This is a genomic window from Anaerocolumna sp. AGMB13020, from assembly GCF_033100115.1.
Classification (GTDB): domain Bacteria; phylum Bacillota; class Clostridia; order Lachnospirales; family Lachnospiraceae; genus Anaerocolumna.
Window position 1 is genome coordinate 1511722 of sequence record NZ_CP136910.1, and the last position, 11557, is coordinate 1523278.

10 protein-coding genes are annotated in these 11557 nt (G+C 39.2%); 4 read left to right on the forward strand and 6 right to left on the reverse strand.

The window, feature by feature from the left end:
* Positions 1-122: 122 nt before the first annotated feature.
* Positions 123-905: a 4,5-DOPA dioxygenase extradiol gene (gene ygiD, locus R2R35_RS05955; protein ID WP_317733593.1), complete on the reverse strand. Its 783-nt coding sequence runs from the start codon at positions 903-905 to the stop codon at positions 123-125.
* A gap of 431 nt (positions 906-1336) precedes the next feature.
* Here ygiD and R2R35_RS05960 point away from each other — a divergent pair, with 431 nt between their 5' ends.
* Positions 1337-2119, forward strand: coding sequence for an aminoglycoside adenylyltransferase domain-containing protein (locus R2R35_RS05960; RefSeq protein ID WP_317733594.1), 783 nt, complete (start codon positions 1337-1339; stop codon positions 2117-2119).
* A gap of 65 nt (positions 2120-2184) precedes the next feature.
* Here R2R35_RS05960 and R2R35_RS05965 read toward each other — a convergent pair whose 3' ends face one another.
* Positions 2185-5385, reverse strand: coding sequence for a CARDB domain-containing protein (locus R2R35_RS05965; RefSeq protein WP_317733595.1), 3201 nt, complete (start codon positions 5383-5385; stop codon positions 2185-2187).
* 535 nt (positions 5386-5920) lie between these two features.
* Between R2R35_RS05965 and R2R35_RS05970 the strand changes: the two genes are divergently transcribed.
* Complete coding sequence (locus tag R2R35_RS05970; RefSeq protein WP_317733596.1) at positions 5921-7207, forward strand: DUF4317 domain-containing protein; 1287 nt, start codon at positions 5921-5923, stop codon at positions 7205-7207.
* Between the two features lie 71 nt (positions 7208-7278).
* Here the strand turns inward: R2R35_RS05970 and R2R35_RS05975 are convergent, their stop codons facing one another.
* Positions 7279-7608, reverse strand: a complete 330-nt coding sequence (locus tag R2R35_RS05975; RefSeq protein ID WP_317733597.1) for a tRNA-binding protein — start codon at positions 7606-7608, stop codon at positions 7279-7281.
* A 445-nt stretch (positions 7609-8053) separates the two neighbouring features.
* On the opposite strand from R2R35_RS05975, the gene R2R35_RS05980 reads away from it, so the two are divergent.
* A complete protein-coding gene (locus R2R35_RS05980; RefSeq protein ID WP_317733598.1) occupies positions 8054-8767 on the forward strand; it encodes an AzlC family ABC transporter permease in 714 nt (237 codons plus the stop codon).
* A complete protein-coding gene (locus tag R2R35_RS05985) occupies positions 8758-9093 on the forward strand; it encodes a branched-chain amino acid transporter permease (protein ID WP_317733599.1) in 336 nt (111 codons plus the stop codon). The genes R2R35_RS05980 and R2R35_RS05985 overlap by 10 nt, the downstream gene beginning before the upstream one ends.
* A gap of 19 nt (positions 9094-9112) precedes the next feature.
* Here the strand turns inward: R2R35_RS05985 and R2R35_RS05990 are convergent, their stop codons facing one another.
* The 3 genes from R2R35_RS05990 to R2R35_RS06000 form a co-directional block, all read right to left on the reverse strand.
* A complete protein-coding gene (locus R2R35_RS05990; protein WP_317733600.1) occupies positions 9113-9736 on the reverse strand; it encodes an ABC-2 transporter permease in 624 nt (207 codons plus the stop codon).
* Positions 9736-10581, reverse strand: a complete 846-nt coding sequence (locus R2R35_RS05995; protein ID WP_317733601.1) for an ABC transporter ATP-binding protein — start codon at positions 10579-10581, stop codon at positions 9736-9738. The genes R2R35_RS05990 and R2R35_RS05995 overlap by 1 nt, the downstream gene beginning before the upstream one ends.
* Before the next feature lie 425 nt (positions 10582-11006).
* The gene (locus R2R35_RS06000; RefSeq protein ID WP_317733602.1) at positions 11007-11384 is read right to left on the reverse strand and encodes a GntR family transcriptional regulator; all 378 of its coding nucleotides are present in this window, start codon (positions 11382-11384) and stop codon (positions 11007-11009) included.
* Positions 11385-11557 lie beyond the last annotated feature (173 nt).

The window sequence follows — 11557 nt, forward strand, 5'->3', positions numbered from 1 at the left end:
GTACATAACAGACTGCGTTTGAATGAATTGCTCAAACACACCCCCTGCTGTCTTAAAAGCAACAGCTGTATATATTGTATCGGATGAAACAGATATTTTAGAGACCTTTTTCATAATATTTGTTAATTTTCCTGAAGCAGATAGCTGGTCATGGACAAAGAACCTAACACGCAGGAATCATTAAAGACTTCTGCTGTATCTTCCTCCGAAGAAGCACCCAAAGTATATAACAGGGGATAGAAATGATCTGGTGTGGGAAAAGCCATCGCTGATGCTTTGGATCTTCTATAATCAATTACTCCGTCATAGTCCTTGCTAAGAATACAAGTCTTAATATAACCGTCGAATTCTTCTGCATAAGGAAATCCCTGCTCCTCCATCTCCCAGTTGATCCTGCCAAGATGGTGAACAACATTTCCACTTCCCATAATCAATACGCCCTGCTCTCTTAGGGCACTGAGCTTTCTACCCAGCTGGAAATGATAGGCAGCATCCTTCTTACTACTAATGCTTAACTGGAAGACAGGGATATCCGCTGCAGGATACATCTTACATAACACTGCCCAGGTTCCGTGATCCAGTCCCCAGCTGTTGTCAGCTACAGCCTCTCCCTCCAGTAATTCCAGGACTTTTGCTGCAAATTCCGGTGAACCTGAAGCTTCATATTTCAAATCATATAACTCCTGGGGAAAACCATACATATCATAGATTTGCCTTGGATTATGTTCTGTCAGGACTGCCGTCCCTGGTACATACCAATGGGCTGATACAGATAAAATAGCTTTGGGCGTTGGAATCTTTTCTGCAATTGCCTCCCAGCCTCGTGTAAATTTGTTATCTTCAATGGCATTCATAGGTGAACCGTGACCTACAAATAATACCGGCATCTTATTTGTTGCTTTCATTCGATTTCCTCCTTCTATATCTTTATACTATGCGGTACTTAATTATTTCCTTCGTCATTATAACTCGTTATCATTATAACTCTTCGTCATTACATCGCTGGATATTACCTAAATTTCAATTAGTTCTTTCTGCATTATCTAGCTGTAATATATGTATTATAACACTAAATTTTATAAAATCAAATTGTTTCCTTATGGATAATTGAATCCGGATAATAACATACATTATTATAAAATTTCATATCACAAGAAGTTCGTTTCTTCGTTTATAAAGCTCTTAGAAGAGAGGTTTCCATATCAATAAAGTATATATTAGGGTAATAACAAAACTTGCATATTAAGATAATTATGCACTGGAAAAATAATGAAATATAGTATAAAATATAACCCTATAGCTTAATCTTACAATTTATCCTGTTGGAAAGGTACTTATGAATACAACCATAAATATTTTAACAAGTCGTTTGGTAACTATTTTATCAGCCAATAACCCTTCTATATATCTGTATGGCTCTATTGTACTGAAGGATTTTAAGCCTGGCTGGAGTGATATTGATATCATTTGTCTGACGGACACAGAAATAGGGCTTCTACAGGCAAACCAGTTAATAGATCTGCGTCAGCAGCTTACAGAGGAAACGAATACTGATTATTTTCGTTTTTTTGAGGGCAATATTCTGTCAAAGAATACTTTCATGAACAACAAAGCTGAAACAGTTGTGTATTGGGGAACAGGGAGCCAAAGAATTACTGATAGCTTTTCCTTAGACCCCTTTTCAAGGATGGAAATAATCGATAGCGGTCAATTGTTATATGGCCCTGATATTAGAGCCTCCTTTCATTATCCTGCAAATGAGATTATTTTAGAAGCAATCGTAAGCCATTATGAAACAATCAGAAAGTATGCTGTCACAACAAGCAGAAGTATTTACTCTGCTGGATGGTTATTGGATATTGCAAGATGCCTCTATACCTTAAGAACCGGTAAAATTATCGCCAAGACAAAAGCCGGGGAATGGGCCCTTATGGAAGGATTGGTTCCTGACGTTCATATCATGGAGCAAGTTATCTCCATCAGAAATAATCCAAATAAATATAAGAGCGATGAGGCTGTCTTAGAATGGTGTGGAACACTGGGTGAATATATTCAGAATTTTGCCGATGTCTTAGAAAAGGAGCTTGTCATCAATGCTGTTAAAAAGAGCAGATCCTGAGATCTGCTCTTTTACCTGTCAGCTACAATTAACTCAACTTAAGTTTTATTAACAGTTTTACAGCTTTATTGAAAGGTCACATGAAATCCATTCATGATAAGATACTTTTCAGGCGCTTCAATATTACTGGTAGTCAGATTGATAAAAGTAGCCGATCCATTTGAGGTATAGGTATAGATTGCGGTTCCTAAATGAGGTGCTGAAAATCTTGAGGTTGTGATTGCATCTTTACCCGTTCCGTTAATGTTGATATTTTTGAATACTATATTTTCGAACCCTCCGCCATATCCCATCTGGATGGCATCTCTCTGGCTATTGATAATATCAATATTCTCAAAAGTTATATTTTTAATGCTTGTATTGGAGGCTTCCAGGTCTATTGCTCCTCTTTCACCATTGTAGCAATCCTTACTGGTACCGGAATTGATAATGGTCGTATCTGAGAACAGAATCCCTGTATTATTCTCAAAATGATACCCTGGGAATACGGTATTCAGACGAATTCCTGAACCCATAAAGCAATCCTTGATGTAGTTATACTGAGCTTTGTGTCCTGAACCGCCAAAGATAGCAATTGCAGCTGCTCTCCAGTTGTTTTCTATTGTATTATAAAAGAAAGCATTGTTGACTTCCATCGGTGCTCCCATGGTGTTGTCCGGCCACATGGCAAGTCCGTCGTCTCCGTTATTTCTGACATTACAGTTACGAACAGTAGAATTCTTGGTGCCCTGGCAGAAGTTGACACCATCCGCAAGATTGTTTCTTATTCTTCCATTCTCAATTAATAAATTATCGGCTGCGATGGCAGGTGTATGTGCATAATCTCCAACCCAGAAACCGGCTTCAAAATGCTCCTCCCAGAAATTATGTATCCTGGAATTGGTACCGAAGTTATCCATAAAACATTTGTAAATTGCATTCTGTCCGTATCTTGAGCGTAACATGGAATTAATGTATACATTACCGAAATCCACCGTACCGGTTATACGGAAAGAGATTCCTCCGCTCTGTGCATTAGGAGAAGTAAACTGCAAATTCGTATGCCACATTCCGGCTCCGGTAATAGAAATATTCTGTGCAGAAATCGTCCACATACCACCAAGATGAAAGGTTCCCGCCGGGATATATACTGTCTTTCCCTGGGCTGAGGCTGCACTGACGCAGGCATTAAAGGCACTTAAATCATCCAGACCATCATTTGCTACGGCTCCATAAGAGGTTACGGATAAAGAATTAACCGGCTGTGATATTACAGACGGTATCGGTTCAACTTCCACAAAGTCCACGCCGTATTCCAGGTTGTCACCGTTCGTCTTTTGGATACGCAGTTTATCACCTGCTTTTAATGCAGCAGGAAGTGTCCAATGGATTTCATCAAAACGGAAGGCTGCCTGTCCGCCATTGGGAGCATCTCCCGGCTGATCCCCGATAAAATACTGCCAGGACCAGTAGGAAGACAGATTAATAGTAGAAATCTTGCTTCCGTTGACATAACAATCAAGAGAACCGTTTAGCCCCATACCATTTGATGAATCCGGCATGGTAAATCGCATATTCACACCTGCTCCCCCCTGATTGATGGTCCATTCTATATAAGAACCATTTACAGGCAGCGCAACATAAGCTTGATTAGAAGCTTCTGAAGCGGTGAGAGCATAGTTAAAGTCCGGTGCTGTACGTAGTATTGCTCCTCCGCCTGTCTGTCCATCTTCTGATTCATATCTGGTATAAGGAACAGTCGCTCCTCTGCCACCGCTGCCTACCGTAAGATTGGCTGTTAAGGTATTGTTGGTCTCATCCGTTTCAGCAACTGCTGATAAACTGTCAGCTGCGGCTGTAATAACGTGTGCTCCGCTCGTAGCAGTCCAGGTGCCGGAAGCTGTAACCGTTACCGATGTTCCTGCAGCAATTGAGGCTGTACTGTTTGCTGTTGCAATCTGGGTTCCGTCTACTTTAAAGGCAACTGTTCCTACAGCTCCTGCAACTGTTCCCTGATTCTTTATAACAGCACTGAAAGTAACCTTATTGCCTGCTGTAACATAGGAAGGTGACCAGCTTAAGTCAGCTACAATAAAATCGATACCAGCCTTTGGATTAACTGTAAGATTGGTGCTGTAGGTATTATTCGTTTCATTACTTTCAGCTGTTATCCCTGCACTGTCTATTGTTGCGGTAATGGTATGGCTGCCTGTACCAAGTCCTGCCAGTGTTCCTGCGATGGCTACAGATGCACCTATTTCCAGTGCTGCTGTATGATTGGCTGAAGTATAGACAGTATTTCCATCCACGCTGATCGTTAATACGCCGGGTGCACCTGCTGCAGTACCCTGATTCTTCACAGCAGCAGTAAAACTTAAGGTATCCCCTGCTGTAGGTGAAGCCGGACTTATAGTCAATCCTGCTACCACCAGATCTGCCATAGGTGATGTTGTTACTGCCAGATTCTCTGAGTATTTATTATTATCTTCATTGGTTTCCGTGATACGGTTTACATCATCCACAAAAGCCATTACCGTATGACTTCCCGTTGCAGCTGTCCACGCAGCATTACCGGAAGGTCCGCCATTTGCCGTTACCGTAACTGAGGCACCTGCTGCCAGAGCTGTCGATGTATTATCTGACCAGCTCACTTGTGTTCCGTCAACAAAGAAGCTGACTCCTATAATGGTTCCTGCAGGGGTTGCACCATTTCCCTGATTCTTAACCACTGCACTGAAGGTGGTTGCATTTCCTGATAAAGGAGCTGCAGGAGAGGAGGTTATATCCGTAACTATCAGATCCGGTGTCCCACTCCCTTGATTATTTCCTGATACTGCCATACTCTTGCTGTATTGATTATTGTCTTCGTTGGTTTCCGCCATGCGATTTACATCATCCACCCATGCCATAATAGTATGATTACCGGTTGTTGCATTCCAGGATGCCGTTCCTGCAGGACCACTGTTAGCAGCTACAGTGATAGAAGCTCCCGCCGGTATGGAGGAGGTATTGGTATCTGACCAACTTACCTGCGTTCCATCTACAAAGAAGCTCACACCGTTAATAACACCTGCCTGTGTCGCACTTGTTCCCTGATTCCTGATAGTTGCAGAAAAGACTACGCTGCTGCCAGCTGCAGGACTGGCCGGTGACCAGCTGATATCTGTAACAATAAGGTCCGGTGCACCTGCTGCCTTGACCTCCGTAGCTGGTGTATACACAAATATCTGGCTAATAATTAATACTAATGCTATAAGCATTCTTAAAAGTTTATTTTTACCGTTCATATTTTTTGCTACCCTCCACATCATTTTAAGTAACCCACATGTAATCAAGCAAGGCAGCAATAACTGTTTCCGGGGACAGTTATTGCATTCCTTTTTAACATTAACTGCTTACCCTCCTTTCGAAAATTTTTTATCAGAGCTCTTTTCGTTGCTTCAATATATTTTGGAATTCCAGGCCGTACAGAGAGGAAGTTTAACGTTAAACTGCCTAAACTTATTCCTTACTCCATAAGTTTATATTATCATGGCTTATTTTTATATGCAAGTACTTTATCGTTATTTTGTATAAATATAGGAACTTATTCTTATATTTTTAGTTATAATTAACATAACAATATGCATAGAAGAACTTTCTCAACAAGATAAATTTTTTTCATTCCACTCTTTGATTTATTTTTCATTTTGTCTTATAATTAAGAGACTTGATGCGTTGCAGAAAAGAAAGCTGGAACGTCAATTACAGAATTTTGAAATGGAAGGCTGCCGTAAAGAATTAAAATTGCGGAAAGCCATTGATATGCAATGGGGGTAAATTATGAACAAGAAAGATACATTAGAGTTAAAAAACCGACTCAAAAAAACCGGATGTACTTTTACGAAAATGTGTGGCTGTTACGTCAATTCAGAAAAAGAAATACTGGTTAACTTTCAGGATACCTTTTTAAATCTGGAGGAAGAAGAATTCTATAAATATTTGGAACTTGCAAAAAAAGTCCTATCCGGTTCAGTCGGAAATAACCTGATTGAATTGAATTTTCCCTTAGCGGAAGAAGAACCAAACGGTAAACAGCAGTTTCTTATGGGCTTAAGAGAGAGTAAGCTAAAAAATGAAGGATTGCTTAATACCTTCTACCAGCTTGTTATTGACAGCTATGATTATTCCGGAAACTATCTGATTTTAGTCTTTCATGATGCTTATGATGTAATGACAAAGACATCCGATCAGGCAAAACTTGATGAATCGGAAGAAGTTTATGAGTATTTATTATGTGCCATCTGTCCTGTAACCTTATCAAAACCAGGCCTTGGTTATTTGGAGGATATGAATAAGATCGGTCCTCGTAACAGAGACTGGATTGTTACCGTACCTGAGACTGGCTTTCTCTTTCCGGCTTTTACAGAACGCAGCACAGATATCCACTCTGCTATGTTTTATACCAAGAATCCGCTTGAGCCACACAGGGAACTGGCAGAACTGGTGTTGGGCTGTCCTGCAAAAGCAACCGCTGCGGAGCAGAAAAATACCTTCCATTCTATTATAAAGAATGCCCTTAATGATTCCGAGCAAACAAGCAAGGTTATAAGCGAGATTCAGGAAAGTCTAAGTATGATAGCAGAGGAGCAGGCAGCTACCGCAGAGGAACCAGACGAGCCGGTCTTACTGACCAGTGACTCCGTACAGGAAATTCTGACAGAAAGCGGTCTATCCGAGGATATTACTCAGAAAATACAGCTTTCTTATGAAGAAACCTTCCGTGAAGAACCTCCTGCAGTGGAATATCTCTTGGATAAGAAAATTCTGACTGAAAATGAAAAGAATAAAACAAATAAAGCACTGGTTGAGCAGATACAGATACTGCAGGGAAAACTGGAAGAAGCAACAAAAGCTCCCATCCCGACTGTATCCTGGGATTTCGATGAAGCCCCCGACGCATCTTTAACAGAAGGTCAGGACAGTGACCAGGATTATGCTGTTCTGCTTCAGGTTAAGGAAGATAAAGTCCCGCAGATAACTTACCAAACCCTTGACGGCAGGAAATGCATTATCATTCCCATGGACAATGATGAACATGCCAAAGTTAACGGTGTTATGGAACTATAGCCACAATTTATTTTGCTTCCGCTTAAGTAGAACCGATCCCTTTCATCTCTCTGCTTAAACGGAGGCATTTATTAACCTAATTTATCACCCTTTTTAACGGGTTGTTGCGGTTGAATTAATACCACCCCTTTATCGGAGTATACTCCAAGAACCAATACTTCTGACATAAAATCTGCTATCTGCCTTGGAGAAAAATTAACTACTCCTAAAACCTGTTTACCGATTAATTCCTCTTCGTGGTAACATTCTGTAATCTGGGCGCTTGATTTCTTTCGCCCAATCTCATCACCAAAGTCTATCCAAAGTTTATATGCTGGTTTTTTTGCCTTATCAAAAAATTCTACTTTTATAATTTCTCCTACCCTGATATCCAGTTTTGAAAAATCTTCAAACGAAGCCATAACGATTCCTCCCGAAAATTGATTTAAGGTTCAGTAAAACGCAACTGCTTTTATTGATTTTCCTAATTATATATCAAACCTTGGAGGAATAATAGTAAGGACACAATTCTCATAGGTACTTTTATCATACTGTTCTATTCCATTTTTCCTATTCCATTTTCCATTTTCTCTATTCCATTTTCTCTATTCTCTATTCCATTTTCTCTATTCCATTTTCCTTTTGTTAGCCGATATGGATCGATACCATAAGGCATGAATTATGTATTAAAATGATCACACCAATACAACACCAAATCGCACTGGTATTCCACGTAAATGGATTTTGATTTTCTAGTTCCACATTAACTGCGGTTGACAAATCCTTAAAACAATTTTAGAATTACATACAGCGCAATGTAACACTTTATTCTATTGCTGTACTAAATCAACTTTAGGAGGTTATGACTTGAAAAAGCAGCACAAATACCGCGATGCCTTTCTTGCGGCTTTCCCCTGTACCTTGCCTATCCTTACAGGCTTTGCATTTCTGGGTTTTGCCTATGGTTTACTTATGAGTACCAGCGGATATGGACCCTTGTGGTCATTTCTTATGAGTTCAATTGCGTTCTGCGGCAGTATGCAGTTTGTTGCAATCACTCTGTTAACCAGTCCATTTCAGCCCTTTCAGGCTTTTTATATAGCACTGATGGTTAATGCCAGACATTTATTTTACGGTCTTTCCATGCTGGAGAAATATAAGGGTGTCGGAAAGCTCAAACCGTTCCTAATTTATGTACTCTGCGATGAAACCTTTTCCGTAGTCAACAGTAAGGAAGCACCGGAAGGAGTGGATAAAGCTTCTTTTTATTTCTTTGTTTCCTTTCTGGATTACTTCTATTGGGTATGTGCTTCGGTTCTGGGTGGTTTACTTGGCAGTGTGATTCAATTTGAAACCAAAGGACTTGATTTTGTATTAACCGCATTGTTCGTAGTCATCTTTATTGAACAATGGCTGGAAGGAAAAAACCACCTCTCAGCAGTGTCCGGAGTTATCTGCTCTATTATCTGTCTTCTGATATTTGGAGCAAAGAACTTTATCATTCCTTCCATGATTTTAATACTTCTGGTACTCACTATTTATAGAAAATTCTACAAAGGAGATAATCAGCCATGTACTTAACACCTCTTCAGACTTTTATTATCATAGCAGCAATTGCTCTGGGAACAATGCTTACCAGATTTCTGCCTTTTATATTATTTCCGGAAAAGAAAACACCCCCAGCGTATGTTACCTACCTTGGGAAGGTTCTTCCCTGTGCCATAATCGGCCTTTTGGTAGTCTACTGCATGAAGGGTGTATCTTTTATACAATCACCTTATGGTATTCCGGAAGGTGCTGCTGTTCTATTTATTTTATTATTGCATGTATGGAAGAGAAATACCCTGCTTAGTATTGCGGGCGGTACAATTCTTTACATGACTCTGGTACAGTTTGTTTTTGTATGACATGCTATTGTTATGAAATCTAAAACTCTCTTTTTTCATATAATCGTACAGAGAGAGCTGCCGATAATAAGAAGATCAATACATCCATAATCAAAATAGCCCAGGGTTTATTCATGATATTATATAGGATATCGAAACTTACCGTTGACTTATTTACAAAAAAAGCTCCTATACCACCACCAAGGGCTGCTGTTATTACAAGAAACCATAATCTTGCTTTCTCCACTCCAAGGCGGAACATTAATGGAAGAAGTAAAGCAGGATATAAAAGCCCAATACTCAGCATCAGGGTAATATACGAAATACTAAACATTTCCTCAAAATGCTTACCAGCTAACTGCATGACAATTCTAGCACAGGCATAAAATAGTGATGTAAAAAATAACATAACTACTACTATCAGATATTTGCTGATTACAAAATCGCTCTTCCTGTAAGGCATGGTAACAGCCAGGTTTTCCCATTTGTGCTTCTCATCAATCCCCATTAAAGTCATTGGCAGCATGGATATAAAGAGTACGGTAAAGGCTCCGAAGGAATCGGTTCCTGCAGAGGCAAGAAAGGTATATACAACAAGGAGCAGTAATAATAGCCTGCTTTGCTTCATTAAAACGTAGTAATCCTTTAATAATAACCCCTTCATTATGCTACCTCCTTTTTCGTCATTAAGAGAATAATATCTTCTACCCCGGCTTTATCCAGATTGAATTCTCTGAGCTCCTTACTGCGCTTTACAAGGACTTCCGTACTGTAAGCTGAACTTCTCTTACCCAGTATCTGTTCTTTGGGGATTTTTTTCAAATCTTCGTTGCCGCAGCGAAGGATTGCATAATCCTCCAGGAGCTGATCTTTCTCCTCACTGAATAATACCTTCCCTTTATGAATAAAAGTGATATAATCACAAAGCTTCTCCAGATCCGAGATGATATGGGAGGAGATTAAGATTGTATGATTCTCTTCTCTCGTATAATCATAGAAAATATTTAATATTTCTTCCCTCGCCATAGGGTCAAGGCCACTGGTGGCTTCATCCAAAATGAGCAGCTTCGCTTCGTGTGACATTGCAGCAGCAATTGATAATTTCATCTTCATTCCTCTTGAGAATTCCTTAAAACTCTTTTTACGGGGAAGTCCAAATTGCTCCAAATAATCAAAAAACTGCTTTTCTCTCCAATTCCGGTAGGTGTATTTTAAACAATTATTAATCTGCTCCGGTGTCATACATTCTGGGTAATAAGCTTCATCCAGTACCACTCCAATATCTTCTTTTGTCCTTGTAAAATCTGTGTTATTACCTTTTCCCAATACAGTTATCTCACCGCTGTCCCGTCTGATAGAATTCATAATTAATTTGATTGTGGTACTTTTACCGGCTCCGTTCTCACCAATTAGTCCCATAATTCCTCCCTGCGGAAGGGTAAAGCTGACATTATCGAGTTTAAAACCCTTATAGGATTTACTAAGATTCTTTATTTCTAATGCATTCATAGTTTTATTCCTTTCTATTAAATCATTTACTTACTCGTCTGCTTGTTTTTTTATTGTCTTGCTGTTTTTTAAGTTTCCTTGTCGCTTGAATTCATCATCATGCTTTTAATACCTGTGATGCTTTTTATATTTCTACTTGCTTTACGCATCTAATGCTTTTTATATTTCCACTTGTTTTTATTCATCTATGCTTTTTTATATTTGCACTTGCTTTTATGCATCTATTGCTTTTTTTATTTCCACTTGCTTTTTATGCCTCTATTGCTTTTTTTATTTCCACTTGCTTTTTATGCCTCTACTGCTTTTTACACCTTCTTGCTTCTAATACATCTGTATTCTTACGTTTATTACAATTCTCATTACATCTTCTTTCCTTGTAAATCGTTATTTCTTTTTCTTCATTTTTGTAATTATCTGTTCACTTTTCAGCCTGTTTCATGAAGAAGGGTGCGGAACATTTCGATCAGATCCTCATTTGTCAGATTACAGGATACTGCCAGTCTTGCTACTTCCTGCATATGTTCTTCTATCTTCATCAGATTTTCTTCTCTTAGAAGCTCAACTCCTCTGGTTGCAACGAAACAGCCTTTTCCAGGAATGGTATCTATATACCCTTCCCGCTCCAGCTCGTCATATGCCCGCTTTGTGGTTATAACACTAATACGCAAATCCTTTGCCAGGCTGCGGATGGAAGGAAGCGCTTCTCCACTCTCCAGCTTACCGGCTATAATCATATCTTTAATAGATTTACATATCTGGTCATAAATAGGCACATTGGAGGAGTTGCTTATTATAATATCCAATTAATCACTCCTATCTCTTTGAATAAATTTCTTTGCTACGAAATTTGTTCATACTGTATATAAACAATATATACAGTATGAACAATATTGTCAAGACCTTTTTTCATATTGACTTTAAGATTATAGAAAGAAATTGCATGGTTCATGGCTTATAAGATCAAGTTAAACTATGT

Coding starts and splice junctions, on each gene's coding strand:
- ygiD (WP_317733593.1), bottom strand. CDS start 905: ATGAAAGCAACAAATAAGATGCCGGTATTATTTGTAGGTCACGGTTCA.
- R2R35_RS05960 (WP_317733594.1), top strand. CDS start 1,337: ATGAATACAACCATAAATATTTTAACAAGTCGTTTGGTAACTATTTTA.
- R2R35_RS05965 (WP_317733595.1), bottom strand. CDS start 5,385: ATGAACGGTAAAAATAAACTTTTAAGAATGCTTATAGCATTAGTATTA.
- R2R35_RS05970 (WP_317733596.1), top strand. CDS start 5,921: ATGAACAAGAAAGATACATTAGAGTTAAAAAACCGACTCAAAAAAACC.
- R2R35_RS05975 (WP_317733597.1), bottom strand. CDS start 7,608: ATGGCTTCGTTTGAAGATTTTTCAAAACTGGATATCAGGGTAGGAGAA.
- R2R35_RS05985 (WP_317733599.1), top strand. CDS start 8,758: ATGTACTTAACACCTCTTCAGACTTTTATTATCATAGCAGCAATTGCT.
- R2R35_RS05990 (WP_317733600.1), bottom strand. CDS start 9,736: ATGAAGGGGTTATTATTAAAGGATTACTACGTTTTAATGAAGCAAAGC.
- R2R35_RS05995 (WP_317733601.1), bottom strand. CDS start 10,581: ATGAATGCATTAGAAATAAAGAATCTTAGTAAATCCTATAAGGGTTTT.